The organism is Microlunatus kandeliicorticis (assembly GCF_014137855.1).
Classification (GTDB): Bacteria; Actinomycetota; Actinomycetes; order Propionibacteriales; family Propionibacteriaceae; genus Microlunatus; species Microlunatus kandeliicorticis.
The window spans coordinates 121878-141415 of sequence record NZ_JACGWT010000006.1 but is presented as its reverse complement, the minus strand read 5'-3'; the positions used below and the strand labels follow the sequence as shown (position 1 = coordinate 141415).

Genomic DNA, 19538 nt, shown 5'->3' with positions numbered 1-19538 from the left:
GCACTCTAGCGATCCGGCGGCGGCAGGACCGCGACGTCGGAGACGGTCAGCCCCAGCACGGTGGCGGTCTGGTCGACCCGCACCCCGAGCTCGTCGGCGGGGAGCCGGAGGCCGGCGCGGAAGGACGTCAGCTCGATCCGGGACCGGCCGCCCCCGGCGGCGACCACCTTCCAGCCGGCGACCAGCCGGCGCCGGTGCAGCACCACCGGCTGCCAGACGCCGTTGGTCTTCGACCACACCCGGGCGAGGTCGTCGGCGTCGACGAACCGGTCCCGGCCCTCGGCGTGGTAGCCGAGCGTCAGGCCGTCGAACTCGGGCAGCAGCCGGAGCCCCGGGTCGGTCTCGCTGCCGCCCCGCTCGGCGGCGTCGTCGCGCGCGGCCAGCTCGGCCCGGTCGAGCAGCGGTCGCCCGTCCGGGCCGGTGAGCCGGACGATCCGTTCGCCGAGCTCGGCCACGGCGCGCCGGACCGGGGTGAGCCGGAGCCCGAGCCACCAGGCGACGTCGGTCTCGGTGGCCGGGCCGAACGCCCCCAGGTGCACCAGGACCAGCGCGCGGACCGCTGCCGCCGGGTCGGCCGGGGCGAGCGCAGGGTCGAGGGCGACCGCGGTGCGGTGCCGGGTGTCGGTCCGGCGGTCCCACCGGCCGTCGCGCGGGGCGCGGAGCAGCCCGCTGTGGCCCCAGACGGCGCTGACCGCGACCTCGCGGTCGAGGGCGGCGACCAGCTCGGGACGCCGACGCCCAAGCCAGTCGCGGGCGTGCGCGACCAGGTCGGTGCGTTCGCGCCAGGCGTCGGTGGCGAAGGTCTCCAGCGCGGCCACCAGCGCGTCGACCTCGTCCGCGGACAGTCCGAGCAGCTGGCGCAGCTGGGCGGCCCGGGTGGACCGCGCGACGGCGTCGACCCACGGGTGCTGGGCCGCGACGGTGGTGTGGACGGTGCCGCGCAGGCTCGAGGTCTTGACCAGTCGGTGCCGGGAGAACGCCGTCTCCACGACCGCGCGGTCGATCCCGGGCAGCCGGCTCGCGGCGACCAGGAACGGGGTGCGCGGCACCTGGCTCTGCACCGGCCCGACCCGGGCGACCACGTCGAGCAGCTCGGTCTCGGTCCAGCCGCCGGCCGGCGGCTCGCCGGCGGGGAACTGCCGGGCCAGCGTCCGCGCCCGCAGCCGGTCGGCGTCGAGCGGCCGGTCGGCGTCGAGTGGCCGGTCGGCAGCGCTCACGGGGAGAGGATGCCGCCGTACAGCTCGGGCCGGCGGTCACCGAACGCGTGGTTGCGGCTGGTGACCGTCTTGTCCCGGGCGCGGGCGAGGTCGAGGTCGGCGACCAGCCAGCCCTCCCGGCCGAGCACCGGTTCGGTGACGATCGCGCCGAGCGGGTCGCAGACCATGCTGCCGCCGACCCAGTGCTGGCCGCGCTCGACGCCGGTCCGGTCGGCGACGACCATCCAGATCCGGTTGCAGGCGGCGTTGGCCTGGGACTTGATCGTCTCGGCCACCAGCCCGGGGCCGGGGGAGTGCTCGGTCGGCCAGTTGGACGGCGCGAGCAGGACCTCCGCGCCGCGGAGCGCGACGTCGCGGACGAACTCGGGGAACTCGAGGTCGTAGCAGATCATCAGCCCGAGCCGGCCGACCCGGGTGTCGACCACCGGCGCCGGTGCGGAACCTGGAGTGAAGTAAAGCTTCTCGGCGTCCCACAGGTGCGCCTTGCGGTAGACGGCCCGGAGCTCGCCGTCCTCCACCAGCAGCGCGCTGTTGTGCACCCGCCCCGCCTCGCCGCGTTCGGCGAACCCGGCGGCCAGCACCAGACCGTGCCGGCGGGACAGCTCGCGGTAGGCGGCCACCGTCGGGCCGTCGAGGTCCTCGCTGCGGGCCAGCGCCTCGGCGTGGTCGGCGAAGACGTAGCCGCAGGCGGCCAGCTCGGGCAGCACCAGCAGCTCGACGCCCTCGGCCGCCGCCCGGGCGGCGGTCTGCTCGACGGCATGCCAGGTGCCGGCCGGGTCGTCGACGTCGATGCGGAGCTGGCCGATGCCCAGCCGGACGGTCTGCGGTCCCCGGCGCGGGCTCACGCCGCCCGCCGGCGTCCCGGGGGTCTCCACGGGGGTCTCCACGGTGGTCATCGGTCCTCCCTGATGATCAGCTCGGGTTCGAGCAGCACGTGACGCGGGCCGTCGGCGAGATTCTGCAGCCCTGCCGGCAGCGGGTCGCCGAGGGTCCGGGCCAGCAGCGCGACCACGTGCGCGGCCGCCGCCTCGACCGGCTGCGCGATGCTGCTCATCCCGACCGCCGCCGCGACCGGCGTGTCGTCGAAGCCGATCACCGCCCGGGTGTGGCTGCGGGCGCCGAGGGCCAGCGAGTCGCTGGCGCAGACCAGCGCGGTGGCGCCGGCGGCGATCAGCTCGCGGGCCCCGTGCGCCCCCTGCGGCACCCCGTCCTGGCTGCCGCGGTCGAGCGCGAGGGCGTCCTCGAGCCCGAACCTGATCAGCTGCTGGCGCCAGCCGGCCCGGCGCTCGTCACCCAGGCCCGAGCCCGCGGGCCAGCCGAGGAAGCCGATCCGGGTGTGACCGAGGCTGTGCAGGTGCCGCACCGCCGCCGCCGTGCCGCGGCGGCCGTCGACGTCGACCCAGGCGTGCGGTGCCCGGTCGACCTGGTCGGCGTCGCCGTCGACCCGCTCCCGCCCGCCGGGTGGCCGGGAGCCGGCCAGCCAGGGACGCCCGAACGCCGCGCAGGCCACCCCGTGCTCGTTGAGCCAGGCCAGCCGGCGGTCGTCGCGCCCGGTGTCGGTGAGCACGAACGCATCGAGTCCGACGCTGTCGATCAGCTCCTCGTAGGCCTCGATCTCGGCGGCGTCGTCGCGGGCGGTGTAGAGCATCACCCGGTAGCCGGCGCTCTCGGACAGCTCGGTGAGCGCGTGCAGGAAGCGGTCGAGGACGTTGCCGTTGATCCCGTCGCGCCGCCGGCGCAGCCGCAGCCCGATGATCATGGAACGCCGGGTGCGGAGCTGGCGGGCCGCGGTGTTCGGCCGGTAGCCGACCGCGGCGATCGCGTCCATCACCCGGGCCCGGGTCTGCGGGCGCACCCGCTCGGGGGCGTTGATCACGTTCGACACCGTCTGCGCGGACAGACCGGCGCGGGCGGCCACGTCGGCCACCGTGGGCCTTCTCATCGACGCGATCGTATCCCGGCCGGACCCACCTGCGAGGATGATCGGATGGCGGCGCGACGGGTTCTGTTCATCGGTGGCAGCGGCATCATCAGCACCTCGTGCGTACGGCGGTGCGTCGAGCTCGGCGACGAGGTCGCGGTGCTCAACCGCGGCCGCTCGTCGACCCGGAGCCTGCCCGAGGAGGTGGAGAGCCTGGTGGCCGACGCGACCGACGCGGCGGCGGTCCGGGAGGCGCTCGGGGACCGCGAGTTCGACGTGGTCGCCCAGTTCCGCGCCTTCGACCCCGGCCACGTGCGGGCCGACGTGGAGCAGTTCACCGGCCGGACCGGCCAGTACGTCTTCGTCAGCTCGGCCTCGGCCTACCAGAAGCCGCCGGCCCGCAGCCCGGTCACCGAGTCGACGCCGCTGGCCAACCCGTTCTGGGACTACTCGCGGGCCAAGATCGCCTGCGAGCAGCTGCTCGACACCGCCTACCGCGACACCGGCTTCCCGGCCACCATCGTCCGGCCGTCGCACACCTATGACCACACCCTGATCCCCACCACCGGCGGCTGGACCGACGTCGCCCGGATGCGGGCGGGCAAGCCGGTGGTGGTGCACGGCGACGGCACCACCCGGTGGACGCTCACCCACTCCGACGACTTCGCGGTCGGCTTCTGCGGTCTGCTCGCCCACCCGCAGGCGCTGGGGGAGGCGTTCACGATCACCGGCGACCACGCGCCGACCTGGAACGAGATCTACACCTGGCTCGGCCGGGCCGCCGGCGTCGAGCCGGAGCTGGTGCACGTCGCCTCGGAGACCATCGCCGCCGTCGAGCCCGAGCTCGGTCCGCCGCTGCTCGGCGACAAGGCGCACTCGATGATCTTCGACTGCAGCAAGCTGCGGGCCCTGGTGCCGGAGTTCGCCCCGACGATCCGCTACGACCGGGTGGCCGCCGACCAGGTCGCCTGGTTTGACGCGCACCCGGAGGCGGCCGAGCTCGACGGTGAGCTCGACGCCCTGTTCGACCGGCTGGTGGCCGGCGTCCGCGCCTTCTGAGCCCGGCCGGTGACCTCGGTGCGCGCGCTGCCGGTCGCCGCGGTCGCGGTCAAGATCGCGCTCGGCGTGCTGCTGGTGCTCGCGGTCGCCGCACCCGACCTGGTCGGCAACAAGGCGCGGGCCGGCACCGCCCGGCTGGTCGCCTACCCGGTCGGCGTGCTGGTGCTGCCGCTGGGCTGGCTGCTGCTCACCGCGGTCCGGCGGGCCCGCCACCGCCCCGGGCCGGCGTTCCCGTGGCCGGCCGACCTGCTCACCTCGCTGCCCTGGCTGCTGGACACGATCGGCAACCGGTTCGGGCTGTTCGAGCGGGTCTCCTGGTGGGACGAGCTGATGCACGCGCTCAACTGGCTGCTGCTCACCGCCGGGGTGCTCGCCCTGTGGCGGACCGCCCGGCGGGCCACCGCGGGCGTGGTGGTCGTCGTCGCCCTCGGTTTCGGCTGCCCGGCCGCGCTGGTCTGGGAGCTGATGGAGTGGGCGTCCTTCAACCGGTACAGCTCGCTGCCCGCCGCCGTGTACGCCGACACCCTCGGCGACCTGGTGATGGGCACCCTCGGGTCGCTCCTCGCCGCGCTCGGCTGGTTGGCCGTCCGTGCCCGGGTCCGGGGGCACAAGTCGCTCGCGCCGATGGTCTAGGGTGGGACCCGTGCAGTGCACTGCTCTCCTTGCCTAGCCGCGCGGACCGCGCGGCCAACCCCTCCTGCCACCGGCCGAGGGGTTTTTTCATGCGCGGTCCCCGGCGGTGACCCGACGGACAGCAGGACGCAGACGACGAGGAGCAGAGACGTGACCGAGCAGGTGGAGCGAGCCGAGCAGGCCCCCGCGGCCGAGCAGCGCTACGACGCGGTCGCCGCGCAGGAGCGGTGGCAGGCGTACTGGGAGGAGCACGGCACCTTCGTCGCCGACGACGGCGAGACCGGCCGGGAGCGGCGCTACGTGCTCGACATGTTCCCCTACCCGTCGGGTGACCTGCACATGGGTCACGCCGAGGCGTTCGTGATGGGCGACGTGGTCGCGCGCTGGTTCCGGGCGCAGGGCTTCGAGGTGATGCACCCGATCGGCTGGGACTCCTTCGGGCTGCCCGCCGAGAACGCAGCCATCCAACGCAACGCGCACCCGGCCGAGTGGACCTACGCCAACATCGAGACCCAGGCGCGCTCGTTCAAGCGCTACGGGCTGAGCCTGGACTGGACCCGGCGGCTGCACACCTCCGACCCCGAGTACTACCGCTGGACCCAGTGGCTGTTCCTGCGGTTCCGCGAGCGCGGGCTGGCCTACCGCAAGGCGAGCTTCGTCAACTGGTGCCCGAAGGACCAGACCGTGCTGGCCAACGAGCAGGTGGTCGGCGGGCTGTGCGAGCGCTGCGGCAGCGTGGTGACCAAGCGCCAGCTGACCCAGTGGTTCTTCAAGGTCACCGAGTACGCGCAGCGGCTGCTGGACGACATGGCCGAGCTGGAGGGCGGCTGGCCCGAACGGGTGCTGACCATGCAGCGCAACTGGATCGGTCGGTCCGAGGGCGCCTGGGTCGACTTCGCCGTCGAGGGTCCCGACGGGACCGCCCGGCCCGAGCCGATGACCGTGTTCACCACCCGGCCCGACACCCTGTACGGCGCCACCTTCGTGGTGGTCGCCCCCGAGGCGGCACTGGCCGCCGAGATCGTCACCGACGAGCAGCGGCCGGCCTTCGAGGCCTACCTGGAGCAGACCAAGCGGGCCACCGAGATCGAGCGGCAGTCGACCGAGCGTCCCAAGACCGGGGTGTTCCTGGGCGTGCACGCGGTCAACCCGGTCAACGACGAGCGGATCCCGGTCTACGCGGCCGACTACGTGCTGGCCGAGTACGGCACCGGCGCGGTGATGGCCGTCCCGGCGCACGACCAGCGCGACCTGGACTTCGCCCGCGCCCTGGACCTGCCGGTCCGGGTGGTCGTCGACACCGGCGCCGAGGACCCGGCGACCAGCGGCGTCGCGGCGCCCGGCAACGGGCAGTACGTCAACTCCGGGGTGCTGGACGGGCTGACCGACAAGACCGCCGGCGTCTCGGCGATCACCGACCAGCTGGAGGCGGACGGCGTCGGTCGGCGGGCCACGATCTTCCGGCTGCGCGACTGGCTGCTGAGCCGGCAGCGCTACTGGGGCTGCCCGATCCCGATCATCCACTGCGAGCGGTGCGGCGAGGTGCCGGTGCCCGACGACCAGCTGCCGGTCGAGCTGCCCTACCTGAAGGGCGCCGACCTGGCCCCGAAGGGCACCTCGCCGCTGGCGGCGGCGACCGAGTGGGTGAACGTCGACTGCCCGTCCTGCGGTGGTCCCGCCAGCCGGGACACCGACACCATGGACACCTTCGTCGACAGCTCCTGGTACTTCTTCCGGTACTGCAGCCCGCAGGACACCGAGGCCCCGTTCGACCCGGACCAGGTGCGTGCCTGGATGCCGGTGGCCCAGTACGTCGGCGGGGTCGAGCACGCGATCCTGCACCTGCTGTACATGCGGTTCTTCACCAAGGTGCTGTTCGACATGGGGCTGGTCGACTTCACCGAGCCGATGCGCCGGCTGCTGAACCAGGGCCAGGTGATCAACCAGGGCAAGTCGATGAGCAAGTCGCTGGGCAACGGCGTCGACCTGGGTGCGCAGATCGACGAGTTCGGCGTCGACGCGATCCGGCTGACCGTGGTGTTCGCCGGGCCGCCCGAGGACGACATCGACTGGGCCGACGTCTCGCCGGCCGGGTCGCTGAAGTTCCTGCAGCGGGCCTACCGGGTGGCGGTCGAGGCCGGGGCCGGCACCCCCGTCGGGACGAATCCGGCGACCGGGGACCGGACGCTGCGCCGGACCGTGCACCGCTACGTCGACGAGATCGGCACCCTGGTCGAGGGCCAGCGGTTCAACGTCGCGGTGGCCCGGATCATGGAGATGGTCAACGCCACCCGCAAGGCCATCGACACCGGTGTCGGGGCCACCGACCCGGCGGTCCGCGAGGCGGCCGAGATGATCACCGTGACGCTGAGCCTGGTGGCGCCGTACGTGGCCGAGGAGATGTGGGAGCAACTGGGCCACCAGCCCTCGGTCGCCGACGCCGGCTGGCCGACGGTCGACTCGGCGCTGCTGGTCACCGAGTCGGTCACCTGCGTGCTGCAGGTGCAGGGCAAGGTGCGCGGCCGGCTGCAGGTGCCGCCGGACGTCGACGAGGCGACCCTGCGCGAGCTGGCCCTGGCCGACCTCGCGGTGGTCCGGGCCCTCGACGGCCGCGAGGTGCGGACGGTGATCGTCCGGGCCCCCAAGCTGGTCAGCATCGTCCCGGCCTGACGCCCCGTCGACGTGCCCTGAGCCCATCGACGTGCCCTGAGCCTGTCGAAGGGGGTTCGAGAAATCCCCTGCAGAATGGGTGCGCGAGGGTCGCCCGTGTCCCGGCCTCAGGCGCGCGCGGCGGTGGTGAGGGTGGCCAGCACGCCCCGGTGGTCGGTGCCCCGGACCGGCACCGCGCGGGAGGCGGTCGCGGTCAGCCCCGGAGCGAGCAGCACGTGGTCGATCTCGAGCAGCGGGGGGAAGGCGCGGTCGGCAGGGTAGGTCGGCTGCCAGCCCGCGGCGGCCAGTTCGGTGCTGCTCCGGTAGCCCGCGGCCCGGAGCGCGCGGATCGGGCGGTGGCTGTCGACCGCGTTGAAGTCGCCGGCCACCACCACCCGCTCGCCGGGCGGGACCAGCTCCCGCAGCCGCTGCTGCTCGCCGAGCCAGTCGTGGCCGCCGAGATAGGGACGCGCGGGGTGGACGCCGACCACGGTCACCGGGTCTGCGTCGGGCAGCCGCACCGTGACCGCCCAGGTCTGGTGCACCAGCCCCGGCAGGGCGCGGACGTCGGTCAGCGGATAGCGGCTGAACACCGCGGTGCCGGCGGCGCCCGACCAGGGCAGCGTGTTCGGCGTCCGGTGCGGGAAGCGTGCGCCGAAGGCACCCGCGGCCAGCGTGGAGACCGTCGGTTTCGTCGCCTCGGTCAGCACCACCACGTCGGCGGCGGCCGCGGCGTCGGTGACCGCAGCGGGGTCGGCGTGCCCGAGCTCCATGTTCAGGCTCAGCAGCCGGAAACCGGGGTCCCCGGCGGCCGCCGGTCGACCGGCCAGGGCGCCGGAGGCGTCGAGCCCGCGTCCGGCGAAGCGCGGCAGCAGCCAGGACGCGTGCACGGCGGCGAGCGCGAGCACCAGGCCGCCGACGGCGAGGGTGGCCGGGCGGCGCCGAGCGGCGATGCCGACCACCGCGGCCACCCCGGCGACCGCGTAGGACAGCAGGCCGTAGTCGCTGAACGAGGTGATCATCACCCAGGTGTCCGACGGCAGACCGCTGGCGTCCTCGGGCAGCGAGCGAGCCACCGTGGTCGCCGCACCGACCAGTCCGAACGGCACCGCCACCGCGGTGGCCACCCGCGCGGTGCGCCTGCCGCGATCGCCGCTCACCGGGTCCCGCCGATCACCGCGCGCAGTCCGCGGTGGTCGGTGCCGGGGACGGTGAACGCCGTCACCCGGGTGGCGGTGAGGCGGTCGTCGAGCAGGATGTGGTCGATCGGGATCAGCGGCGGCACCACCGAGTTCGCCGGATACGTCGGCAGCCAGCCCGCACCGGCGAGGTCGGTGGCCGAGCGGTAGCCCGCGTGCTTGAGCGCCAGCATCGGCGCGTGGTCGTCGACGGCGTTGAAGTCCCCGGCGACCAGCACCCGCCGGTCCGTGCCCAGCGTGTCCAGGTAGTCGTCGAGCACCCGGTGCTCGTCGGACCAGCGGTTGGTGCCGCAGAACGGGTTGCACGGGTGCGCACCCACGACGGTCAGGTCGCCCATCCCGGGGACGTCGGCCACCGCGCTCCACATCTGCCACGAGGTCGGCGGCAGCGCACGCGCCTGGCTGAGCGGGAAGCGGGACAGGATCGCCGAGCCGTTGCGGGTGCTGGCCTGCTGCCCGTCCGGGACGGCGTAGGGAAAGCGTGCGGCCAGGGCGCCGCTGCGCAGACCCTGCATCGCCCACGGGGTCACCTCGACCAGCACCAGCACGTCGGCACCGGACGCCTCACGGCTGAGCGCGTCGAGGTCGGCGCCACCGGATCGCAGGTTGAGGCTGAGCACGGTGATCGTCCGGGTGGAAAGTGGGCGGTGGTCGGCGACGAAGAACGGCGCCTGCCAGCCGAGCTGGAGGGCGAGCATCAGCGCCGCGATGGTGGTGGTGACGGCGAGCGCCCGCCGTCGCCGGGCCCGGATCAGCGCGACCAGGAAGCCGAGCACGCTGACCAGGCTGAAGAGGATGCCGTAGGGGATGAACGAGGCGGTCAGCGCCAGCAGGTCCTCGTTCGGCGCCAGCACCCGCATGATCACCGCGTACAGACCGGGGAAGAACGCCAGCATGGCCAGCCCGACCCAGAAGGCCTGGAACCGGCGTGGCATCGGTGAGCGGTCGATCCGCACCGGACCGCGGGCCGAACCGGTCGGGCCGGGCGCAGGAACGGCCGTTCCCGGGGCGGTCGGCCGGCTCATCGCGTCCCCTCCCGCCCCTTCGATCCGCTCGTGCAGGCGATCCCGTCGTGCCGGCGATCGGCCGGCCTCAGAGCTCCGGCACCCGTCGACGCCGCGCAGCCCGCGGGTTGGGCTTGGTCATCCGCAGCTCGGGCGGACCGGGCGGGTAGGGCGACCGTCGCCGGTTGTCGCTCTCGTGCCATCCATGATCGCGGTAGAACCGACGCGCCCGGTCGTTGTCGACGAGCACCCACAGGCTGGCCTCAGCGAGGAACGGGTCGGCGAACAGCTCGTCCTCGGCGCAGGTCAGCAGGCACCCGCCGACGCCGCGGCCCTGCCGGTCCGGGCGGACGCCGAGGTGGAGCACCGAGCTCGCGGAGAGCGCGACGAACCCCACCGGCTCGGGAGCGGCGCCCGCCGTGCCCTCGCCCGCCGTGCCTTCGGCGGACGGGTCCGGACCGGTGGCCGGGGCCGCCACGGCGATCAGGGTCTGCAGGGCGGGATCGCGGAGCACGTCGCGCCACCGGTCGGTGACCTGCTCGAGCGGGAAGGGGTAGGTCTCGGCGGGGAAGACGTGCGGGAAGGCCTCGATGCCGGCCTGTCGCTCGAGGTCCGCGAGCAGCGCCTCCGCACCCGGACGCGCTCGTCGCAGGGTGAGGTCGACGTCGCCCGCGCTGGTCCGCACCGGTGGGTTGTGCTCCTCCCAGCGTCGCCAGATCGCGTCGGCCACCGCGTCGGCCCGGGTCCGGCGGCCGGTGGCCTGCGCCCGGGTGGACTTCTGCACGCACCAGGCCTCGACCGTGGTCTCGGGTCCGGCGACCACCAGCCCGTTGCCGCCGGGGATGACCAGGCTGATCTGGTCCCACGGCAGCCGGTGGGTGCGGAACGGGTTGCGGACCACCAGCTGCTCGTCGTCGGCGGTGATCCGCGGGTGCAGGCCGAACCGCCAGGCGTAGAGCAGCCCGGCCACCGTGAGGACGAGCAGCAGCAGCGGGACCGCGAGGTGCTCGCGCAGGCTCCAGCTGTACCAGGCCAGCCCCGGGAGGCCGAGGAGGCAGATCAGCACGAACAGGCCGATCAGGGCGAGACCGGCCCGGGACGCGCGCCAGGTCTGGCGGCGCGGATCGGCCATCGGAGCTTCCGTTCTGTCGGGCGCCGGTCCGGAGCGGGGGTGACGGAGCGGGGAGTCCGTCGGCCGGGGCGACGCTGCGCTGATTATGCCGTGCGGACGCCGTCGGACCGGGTGAACGACCGGCGCTCGGCCCGGCGCTCGGCCCGGCGCTCGGCCCGGCGCTCGGCCCGGCGTCGTGGTCGGCGGCGGCCCCGGCCCGATCGTCCACACCCGGAGGCGGGCTCCGAGCGTCGTCCACAGCCGCCGACGGAGCGGCGACCGGCACGGACGGACCGTCCCACCGTGACGGACATGGGAGCGGGTGCGGACCAGGGGTGGGCCGAGGTGGCGGCGCGTCGGATCCGGGCGCTGACCGCGGCGCGCACCGGTGCGCCCGGTCCCGGACGTCCGTCGGGGGAGTGGCGGCTGCGCGACCCGGGCGAGGACGATCAGGACGACTGGCCCGACGGTTTCGCAGAGGATCTCGACGACGACCTCGCTGACGATCTCGGCGACGGGCCAGGTACCGGCGGCGGGCACAGGTCGGCTGACCGCTCCGGACGGGGACCGGCGGCGGGGTTCGGCCGGCGGCAGCTGCTGGTCGTGGTGGCGCTGCTCGCGATCGGGTTGATCGGTGCCGGGTGGGCGCTGCTCCGCGCCCGGCCGGTCGCGCTGGCCCAACCGCGGGCCGTGGTGGGAGCAACGGCAGCTCCGGGGGCGCCGGGAACCGGGCCGACCGCTGGCTCGGCGGCCCCTGGAGCGTCGACGGGAGCCACGGGCCCAGCAGCGTCGACGGGATCAACGACGGGGTCAACGACGGGGGCAGCCACGGGGGCAACGACGACCGGGCCGAGCGCGGGTGCGGAGATCGAGGTGCACGTGCTGGGCGCGGTCCGCCGCTCCGGGGTGGTGCGGCTGCCGATCGGGTCCCGGGTGGCCGACGCCATCGCCCGCGCGGGCGGGATCGTCGGCGGCGCGAAGCTGGGTCGGCTCAACCTGGCCCAGCCGCTGGGCGACGGGCAACAGGTGTTCGTGGCCCGGCGCGGCGACCCGGGGTCGAGCGAGGTCCGCGACCCGGTCTCCACCGCGCCGACCGGCGCGGGGGGCCGGGCAGGCTCGGCCGTCGGCTCGCCTTCGGCATCCGGATCGCCCGCCGGTGCGCCGGTGGACCTCAACACCGCGACCGAGGCCGACCTCGACGCGCTCCCCGGGGTCGGACCGGTGACCGCGGGCAAGATCATCGCTTGGCGCACCGCCCACGGCCGGTTCAGTGCGGTCGCCGAGCTCCAGGAGGTCGACGGGATCGGGCCGAAGACCTTCGCCGAGCTGGCTCCGCACGTGACCGTCGGATGACCGCGCTGCCGCCCGTGCCGGCCGGGTGTGTCGGCGGTGTAACCACAGGTTCCGACCTCGCTAAGAGTGGTGCCGCAGGGTCTCGCGGGTCTCCCGGTCCGCGTCGGGCGCGGTTAGCGTCCCGGTCACCGGGAGGAGGCAGGCATGCACACCTGCGAGGAAGTCCTGAGCACGGGTCGCCGTGGCTGAGTGGGTGGCGCCCGGGTCAGGCCCGTCCCGGGTGCAGAGCTGGTCGGCCCGCGGCACCGGCCGCGACCACACGGTCGGGAGCGGGCCCGCCGACACGGCGTCCCGGACGACGGTCGACCCGGCGATCTGGCGCGAGCACGGCCGCCCGCTGGTCCGGGCCGAGGCCATCGGCCCGCTCACCGGGGCGGAGGTCGCGGTCAAGGACCTGTTCGCGGTCGCCGGTCACCGTCGGGGCGCCGGCGTCCCCGGCTGGCTGGCCGAGGCGGCGCCGGAGACCACGCACGCCGACGCGCTCGAGCGGCTCCTCGCGGCCGGTGCGACGGTCCGCGGCATCACCCACGCCGACGAGTTCGGCTACGGCATGGTCGGGCGGAACGCCCACTACGGCACCCCGCCCAACGCCGCCGTCCCCGGCGCGGTGCCGGGGGGCTCCAGCAGCGGGACCGCCGCCGCGGTCGGGCTCGGCCTCGCCGACGTCGGGCTGGGCACCGACACCGCCGGCTCGGTGCGCATCCCGGCCTCCTATCAGGGACTCTGGGGGCTGCGGACCAGCCACGGTCGGGTGCCCACCGTCGGCGTGCTCCCGCTCGCCCCGAGCTTCGACACCGTCGGGCTGCTCACCCGGACCGCCGACGTCCTCGCGGCCGCGACCCACGCGCTGCTGGGGACCGCGACCGACGCGCGACGCGGCGACGCGGCGGAGGACGATCCCGAGCCGGGCACCTTCCCGCTCGTCGTCGACACCGACGCCCTGGCCGCGGTCAGCGACCCGGTGCGGGCGTTGTTCCGCGCCGCGCTCCAGCGGATCGCCGCCGACGCCGGGCTCGGCCCGGTCGAGCCGGTGCGTCTCGGCGACCCGGGGACCCGTGCCGAGTGCTTCCGGGTGGTCCAGGCGGCCGAGGCCTGGCGGGCGCACGGCCGCTGGGTGGCGACCCATCCCGGCGCGCTCGGACCCGACGTCTCCGAACGGTTCGCCGTGGCCGCCGACGTCGACCCCGGGACCGAACAGCGGGCGCGGGCCCGGGCGGCCGAGCTGCGCGGCTGCCTCGACGAGCGGCTGGACGGCCGGGTGCTGCTGCTGCCCACCGCGCCGTCGCCGGCGCCGCCACTGACCAGCAACGCGGCCGAGCTCAACGACGTCCGCCGCGGCATCCTGCGGCTCACCTCGATCGCCGGCCTGGGCGGCTACCCGGCGCTGTCGGTGCCGAGCCTGGTGATCACCACCCTGCACGCCTCCGCCCCGGTCGGGCTGTGTCTGGTCGGGCCGCGCGGGAGCGACCTGGCGCTCATCGCGCTCGGCCGGCGGATCGACCAAGCCCTGAAGTGACGGAGCGGGTCACGGAAGAACCGGGCTGAGTCCTCGCCCGACGCCGTGCGACTGCAGCTCACGCGGCTCCCTCCGGAGGATCCGGCACTCGCCCTGATCCACAGCGGGGCGGGCGCCGGGAGCCGCGTCCACAGCCCCGGGCCGATGACGTCCGGAACCGGGTGGACCACCCCAGGGTGAGGTCGTGGAACCCCGCCCGGACGACCCGTCGACCGCGGACCGGCCCGCCCGCCGCTCGCGACGACCACCGAGAGCCCGCAAGGCCCGAAAGGCGCGACCGGACGCCCGGCTGGTGCCGGTCGCCCTCGCCTGCTGGGCCGGTGCGGCGGCAGCGGTCAGCGGGGCCGGCGCCTCGCTCGGGGGAGCGCTCGCCCTCGCCCTGTCGGCGCTGCTGGCCGCCGGTGTGCTGGCAGCGGTGCTGCTGATCGTCACCGGCCGCGCACGCCGGCTGGGCTGGTTGCTGGTCGCCAGCGCGGTGGCGCTCGCGGTGGCGTTCGGGGACGGGTTGCTGCACCGGCAGGCCCTCGACGCCTCACCGGTGGCCGCGCTCGCCGCGACGCGCGCGGTGGCCACGGTCCGGGTCGAGCTGACCGGCGATCCCACCGTCCGGTCCGGCGGTGTGCGCCCACCGTTCCTGATCCGCCGCGGACTGGTCCGCGAGGTCGACGGTCGTGGCCAGCGCTGGGGCACCCGTACTGCCGTCGACCTCACCGTCTCCGGCGACGCACTGTCCGTGTGGGAGCGCGCCCCGCTCGGCACCGAGCTGACCACGACGGTGCGCTTCGAGCCCGCCGACCCCGGGGCCGCGGTGGCTGCCACTGCCCGGATCCGTGGCCCGACCGCGGTCGTCCGGTCACCAGGACCGGCCGCCTCCGCGGTCGAGCGGGTCCGTTCCGGGCTCCGGGCCGCGGTCGCGCACCGGTCCGCCGAGCAACGGGCGCTGGTCCCGGCGCTGGTCCTCGGCGACACCTCCGCGGTCACCGACGCGCTCCGCGAGGACTTCCGGATCACCGCGCTCACCCACCTGATGGCGGTCTCCGGCGCCAACCTGACGCTGCTGCTCGCCTTCGTCCTCGTCGCCGCCCGGTGGCTCGGGGTACGCGGGTGGTGGCTCCGCGCGCTGGCGGTGCTGACCGTGGCGGTGTTCGTCGGCCTGTGCCGCAGCGAACCGTCCGTGCTGCGGGCGGCGGCGATGGGCCTGGTGGTGCTGGTGGCGCTCGGGCTGAGCGCGGGGGAGAGCGCCTTGCGCCACCTCGCGCTGGCCGCGGTGGTGCTGCTCCTCGTCGACCCCTGGCTGGCCACCTCCTACGGCTTCGTGCTGTCGGTGCTGGCCAGCGGCGGGATCGTCTGCTGGGCCCGGCGGTGGACCGAGGTGCTCGCCGGCTGGTGCCCGCGGCTGCTCGCCGAGTCGGTCACCGTGCCGGTCGCGGCGCACCTGGCGACCCTGCCGGTGGTCGCGGTGCTCTCGGGCCGGGTCAGCCTGGTCGGTGTCCTCGCCAACCTCTGCGCCGCGCCCGCGGTCGCGCCCGCCACGGTGCTCGGTTTCGCCGCGGCCGGGCTCTCGCTGGCGGCCGCGCCGCTCGCCGCGCTCGCGGGGTTCGGGGCCGCCTGGTCGGCCCAGCTCATCCTCTGGGTGGCCCACGCCGGTGCGCGGCTGCCCGGGGCCTCGACCCCGTGGCCGACCACGCCGGTCGCGATCACCCTGCTCGCGGTCGCCGCCCTGCTCGTCGCGACCGCGATGCCGGTGGTGCTCCGGAGCCGCTGGCTGACCGGCGCGGTGGCGGTGCTGATGCTGGTGGTGGTGCTGCGGCCGGCCGTCGTCCCGGGCTGGCCGGGCGCGGACTGGGCGGTGGTGGCCTGCGACGTCGGCCAGGGGGACGGGGTGGTGGTGCGGGTCGGCGCCGGTCAGGCCGTCGTCTTCGACGCCGGTCCCGACCCCGCGCCGATGCGGACCTGTCTCGACCAGCTCGCCGTCCGCGCCGTCCCGCTGTTGGTGTTCACCCACTTCCACGCCGACCACGTCGGCGGGCTGACCGGCGTCTTCGCCGGCCGCCGCGTCGGCCAGATCTGGACCTGCCCGTATCCGTCGCCACCCGAGGGCGCCGCCGCGGTCGCGGCCGCCGCGGCGAGCCGGGGGATCGCGGTCCGGGTCCCGGCCGTCGGCGAGCAGATCGCGGTCGGACCGGTCCGGCTCGACGTGGTGGGCCCGGTGATCCGGTTTCCGCTGCTCGGCCCCATCGCCGCCGAGGACTCCTCCTCGCAGCAGAACGAGGAGAGCCTGGTGGTCCGGGTGACCACCCCCGAGCTGACCCTGCTCGAGACCGGCGACGTCGAACCGCTGCAGCAGGCGGCGGTGCTGGCGGCGACCGAGGCGGCCGGCGGCACCCTCGCGGTCGACGTGCTCAAGATCCCGCACCACGGCTCGGCGAACCAGGATCCGGCGTTCATCGCGGCCAGCCGGGCGGCGGTGGCCATCGCCAGCGCCGGCCTGCACAACGACTACGGCCACCCGGCGCCGCGGACTGTCCGGCTGGTCGAGGGCGACGGCATGACGCTGCTCCGCACCGACCGGCAGGGCTCGGTGGCCGTCGGTCGTGACCGCGGGCGGTTGGTCGCGCTCGCGCAGAAGCAGGCGCCACCGGGATGACGCCACCCGGGGACCGCCTCGTCCGGACGACCGCGCACCGCGCCACGCCGCACCGGAGCAGCGGGCCGGCGAGGTGGTCGGGGCTGTCGGTCGCCGGTGGCAGGATGACCGGCATGCCGAGCCGCAGCCCCGCCGCCCCGACGGTGTTCGGCCACACCGTGCTGGTCAGCGGTCCGGAGGGCCTGCTCGCCGACCGCGCGGTGGCCGAGCGGCTGGCCGTGGCCCGGGCGTCCGCGCCCGACGTCGAGATCTCCGAGGTGACCGCGGCCGAGCTCGACCCGGGTCGGCTCGCCGAGATCACCAGCCCGTCGCTGTTCTCCACGGCCCGGGTGGCGGTGGTCCGGGACCTCGCCCAGCTGCCCGCCGAGGTGGCCGAGCCGCTGCTGGCCACCGCCGTCGCGCCGGACGCCGAGCTCGGGCTGGTGCTCGTCCATGGGGGTGGGGTGAAGGGCAAGGCCGTGCTCGACAAGCTCAAGAAGGCCAAGGTCGAGGTCGTGGACTGTCCGAGCCTCAAGCCCTGGGAGCTGCCGCAGTTCGTGGTGGCCGAGGCCCGCCGGCAGGGCAGCCGGATCGCCAAGGAGACCGCGCAGCAGCTCGTCGACGCGGTCGGTCACGACCTGCGCGGGGTGGCCTCTGCGGTGGCCCAGCTGGTCGCCGACGCGGAGGAGAACGAGATCACCGACAAGCTGGTCCGGCGCTACTTCGGCGGCCGCGCCGAGGTGACCAGTTTCGCGGTGGCCGACGCCGTGCTGGCGGGCGAGACCGGGAAGGCGATGGAGCAGCTCCGCTGGGCGCTGTCCACCGGCGTGGCGCCGGTGCTGGTCACCAGCGCGCTGGCCAGCGGGCTGCGGGGGATGGGCAAGCTGGTCTCCGCACCCTCCGGGCTCCGCGACAACGACCTGGCCGGGGCGGTCGGCGTACCGCCCTGGAAGCTGCGGACCATGAAGGCGCAGGCCCGCGGGTGGGACGCCCGTTCGGTGGCCAGCGCCCTGCAGCTGGTCGCCGCCGCCGACGCCGACGTCAAGGGCGCCAGCGACGATGCCGGGTTCGCGCTCGAGCGCGCGGTGCTCGGGGTGGCCCGCAGCCGTCGCTGACGAGATGCGCTGACGAGGTGCGCCGACGAGGGGCACCGACAAGGGTCGCTGACGGGGGCGTTGTCCCCAGACACACGAAAGTCCCGGCCCCCTCGCGGGAACCGGGACGGTGTGCGGAGCGGACCGGCTGGGTCAGCCGATCTTCGCGGCGCGGGCGGCGATGGCCGACTTGCGGTTGGCCGCCTGGTTCTTGTGGATGACGCCCTTCGAGACCGCCTTGTCGAGCGCACGGCTGGCGTTGCGAGCCGCGGTCTGCGCGAGCTCGGCGTCGCCGGCCTCGGCAGCCTCGCGGAACCGGCGGACGTGGGTCCGCAGCGCCGACTTGACCGCCTTGTTGCGCTGACGGGACGCCTCGTTCGTCTTGATCCGCTTGATCTGGGACTTGATGTTCGCCACGGAGCAGGCCTCTGAGCTTCTCGGTCGTCTGGTGTTCGGGTCGCATCCGTGTCCGGACGCGACCGCTCACGTTACCAGTGGGTGGCACGACGGCCCAAATCCTCCGCGGCCCGGCGAGGATGGTCCGGTGCCCGACTACGGACGACCTCTGAGCTTCGGTGTCTTCGTCACCCCGGCCGCCGCGCAGCCCGAGACCGTGGTCGCGCTGGCCGAGCTGGCCGACCGGTCGGGGCTCGACCTGCTGACCTTCCAAGACCATCCCTACCAGCCCGCGTTCCTCGACACCTGGACGCTGCTGGCCTACGCCGCGGCCCGGACCGAACGGATCGGGCTGGCCGGCAACGTGCTCAACCTGCCGCTGCGCCCACCCGCGGTGCTCGCCCGCAGCGTGGCCAGCCTCGACCTGCTCTCCGGCGGCCGGGTCGAGCTCGGGCTCGGCGCGGGCGCCTTCTGGGAGGCGATCGAGGCGATGGGCGTCCCCCGCCGCCGAGGGGGCGAGTCGGTGGCCGCGCTCGCCGAGGCGATCGAGGTGATCCGGCAGACCTGGGCGGTCGACCAGCGCGGCGGCGTCCGGGTCGACGGCGAGCACTACCGCGTCCACGGCGCCAAGCGCGGCCCGGCGCCGGCGCACCCGGTGGGGATCTGGCTGGGCGCCTACAAGCCGCGGATGCTCGCCCTGACCGGTCGGGTCGCCGACGGCTGGCTGCCGTCGCAGGGCTACCTGGCCGACGGCGATCTCGAGCGCGGTCACGCCGCGATCGACGAGGCCGCCACCGCCGCCGGCCGGTCCCCGCGCGACGTCCGGCGGCTGCTCAACGTCAACCGGCCCGACGACCCCGCGCGGGAGGCCGAGGCCTGGATCGAGCAGCTCGCCGCCCTGGCGCTCGACGGTGTCGACACCTTCATCGTCCCGGCCGACGACGCGGCCACGGTCGGACTGTGGGCCGAGGAGATCGCCCCGGCCGTCCGCGCGGTGGTCGAGGCCGAGCGTTCCCGCGGGAACGCCGACAACCGGTCCGACACCTCGACCCACACCGCGAGCGAGACCGCGAGCGACACGTCGAACCACACGTCCACCGAGGCGCCCGAGGAGGCCGAGCGCGAGCAGTGGGACCGACTCGGGCTGCGCCCCACCCCGCCGCCCGAGGCGTTCCTCACCGACGACCTGCCGTGGGACGAGACCGCCCGCCCGCGCCGGCGCCCCACCGCCGCCGGCCGTTACACCGACCGCGGCCGCGCCGTCGGTCAGCACCTGATCGACGTCCACGACCACCTGCGCAGCGAGCTGACCGAGGTCCGTTCGGTGCTCGACCAGGTCCGCCGTGGCACGATGCAGGCCGGAGCCGCCCGGTCGGTGCTCAACGACCTCACCATGCGGCAGAACGACTGGACGCTCGGCGCCTACTGCGCGCAGTACTGCCGGGTGGTCACCGGCCACCACAGCCTCGAGGACGCCTCGATCTTCCCGCACCTCCGTCGCGCCGAGGACGACCTCGCGCCGGTGCTCGACCGGCTGACCGTCGAGCACCACGCCATCCACGACGTGCTCGAGCTGCTCGACGCCCGGCTGGTCGACTTCATCGCGCACCCGGACGACTTCACCGGGCTGCAGGACGCCCTCGACCGGCTGACCGACACGCTGCTGTCGCACCTCTCCTACGAGGAGGACCAGCTGGTCGAGCCGCTGGCCCGGCTCGGCTTCTACCCGCAGCAGGTCTGACCCGCCGTGCGGGATTCGG

General features: G+C 75.1%; 15 protein-coding genes. 8 read left to right on the top strand and 7 right to left on the bottom strand.

Annotated features, from left to right (window positions below):
* Positions 1-5: 5 nt before the first annotated feature.
* From FHX74_RS17455 to FHX74_RS17445, 3 genes are read right to left on the bottom strand one after another with little or no spacing between them, the layout of a single operon-like run.
* A complete protein-coding gene (locus FHX74_RS17455; RefSeq protein ID WP_182561482.1) occupies positions 6-1217 on the bottom strand; it encodes a DNA glycosylase AlkZ-like family protein in 1212 nt (403 codons plus the stop codon).
* On the bottom strand, positions 1214-2113 hold the full coding sequence (locus FHX74_RS17450; protein ID WP_182561481.1) for a nitrilase-related carbon-nitrogen hydrolase: 900 nt from the start codon (positions 2111-2113) through the stop codon (positions 1214-1216). The genes FHX74_RS17455 and FHX74_RS17450 overlap by 4 nt, the downstream gene beginning before the upstream one ends.
* Complete coding sequence (locus tag FHX74_RS17445) at positions 2110-3159, bottom strand: LacI family DNA-binding transcriptional regulator (protein ID WP_182561480.1); 1050 nt, start codon at positions 3157-3159, stop codon at positions 2110-2112. Before FHX74_RS17445 ends, FHX74_RS17450 begins: the two co-directional genes overlap by 4 nt.
* A 45-nt stretch (positions 3160-3204) precedes the next feature.
* Here FHX74_RS17445 and FHX74_RS17440 point away from each other — a divergent pair, with 45 nt between their 5' ends.
* The 3 genes from FHX74_RS17440 to leuS all read left to right on the top strand — a co-directional run bounded on the left by FHX74_RS17440 (position 3205) and on the right by leuS (position 7500).
* Complete coding sequence (locus tag FHX74_RS17440; protein WP_182561479.1) at positions 3205-4197, top strand: NAD-dependent epimerase/dehydratase family protein; 993 nt, start codon at positions 3205-3207, stop codon at positions 4195-4197.
* A 9-nt stretch (positions 4198-4206) separates the two neighbouring features.
* Positions 4207-4830 carry a hypothetical protein gene (locus FHX74_RS17435; protein WP_182561478.1) on the top strand — a complete coding sequence of 208 codons (624 nt, stop codon included), beginning with the start codon at positions 4207-4209 and terminating at the stop codon, positions 4828-4830.
* 150 nt (positions 4831-4980) lie between these two features.
* Positions 4981-7500, top strand: a complete 2520-nt coding sequence (leuS, locus tag FHX74_RS17430) for a leucine--tRNA ligase (RefSeq protein WP_407941500.1) — start codon at positions 4981-4983, stop codon at positions 7498-7500.
* Positions 7501-7607: 107 nt separating this feature from the next.
* On the opposite strand, the gene FHX74_RS21210 is transcribed toward leuS, so the two are convergent.
* From FHX74_RS21210 to FHX74_RS17415, 3 genes are all read right to left on the bottom strand, one after another.
* Entirely contained in the window at positions 7608-8639 is a 1032-nt protein-coding gene (locus tag FHX74_RS21210; RefSeq protein WP_182561477.1) for an endonuclease/exonuclease/phosphatase family protein, read from the bottom strand.
* Complete coding sequence (locus tag FHX74_RS17420) at positions 8636-9703, bottom strand: endonuclease/exonuclease/phosphatase family protein (RefSeq protein WP_182561476.1); 1068 nt, start codon at positions 9701-9703, stop codon at positions 8636-8638. The genes FHX74_RS21210 and FHX74_RS17420 overlap by 4 nt, the downstream gene beginning before the upstream one ends.
* 67 nt (positions 9704-9770) lie before the next feature.
* Positions 9771-10814 (bottom strand): GNAT family N-acetyltransferase, encoded by a 1044-nt coding sequence (locus FHX74_RS17415; protein ID WP_182561475.1) that lies wholly within the window; start codon positions 10812-10814, stop codon positions 9771-9773.
* Positions 10815-11666: 852 nt separating this feature from the next.
* On the opposite strand from FHX74_RS17415, the gene FHX74_RS17410 reads away from it, so the two are divergent.
* The 4 genes from FHX74_RS17410 to holA all read left to right on the top strand — a co-directional run bounded on the left by FHX74_RS17410 (position 11667) and on the right by holA (position 17403).
* Positions 11667-12146 carry a helix-hairpin-helix domain-containing protein gene (locus FHX74_RS17410; RefSeq protein WP_182561474.1) on the top strand — a complete coding sequence of 160 codons (480 nt, stop codon included), beginning with the start codon at positions 11667-11669 and terminating at the stop codon, positions 12144-12146.
* 181 nt (positions 12147-12327) lie between these two features.
* Positions 12328-13662 carry an amidase family protein gene (locus tag FHX74_RS17405; protein ID WP_182561473.1) on the top strand — a complete coding sequence of 445 codons (1335 nt, stop codon included), beginning with the start codon at positions 12328-12330 and terminating at the stop codon, positions 13660-13662.
* A 184-nt stretch (positions 13663-13846) separates the two neighbouring features.
* Positions 13847-16309: a ComEC/Rec2 family competence protein gene (locus FHX74_RS17400; protein ID WP_182561472.1), complete on the top strand. Its 2463-nt coding sequence runs from the start codon at positions 13847-13849 to the stop codon at positions 16307-16309.
* 113 nt (positions 16310-16422) lie between these two features.
* The gene (gene holA, locus FHX74_RS17395; protein WP_182561471.1) at positions 16423-17403 is read left to right on the top strand and encodes a DNA polymerase III subunit delta; all 981 of its coding nucleotides are present in this window, start codon (positions 16423-16425) and stop codon (positions 17401-17403) included.
* A gap of 132 nt (positions 17404-17535) precedes the next feature.
* Here the strand turns inward: holA and rpsT are convergent, their stop codons facing one another.
* Entirely contained in the window at positions 17536-17799 is a 264-nt protein-coding gene (gene rpsT, locus FHX74_RS17390) for a 30S ribosomal protein S20 (RefSeq protein ID WP_182561470.1), read from the bottom strand.
* Between the two features lie 127 nt (positions 17800-17926).
* Between rpsT and FHX74_RS17385 the strand changes: the two genes are divergently transcribed.
* The gene (locus FHX74_RS17385) at positions 17927-19519 is read left to right on the top strand and encodes an LLM class flavin-dependent oxidoreductase (RefSeq protein WP_182561469.1); all 1593 of its coding nucleotides are present in this window, start codon (positions 17927-17929) and stop codon (positions 19517-19519) included.
* The last annotated feature ends 19 nt before the right edge of the window (positions 19520-19538 follow it).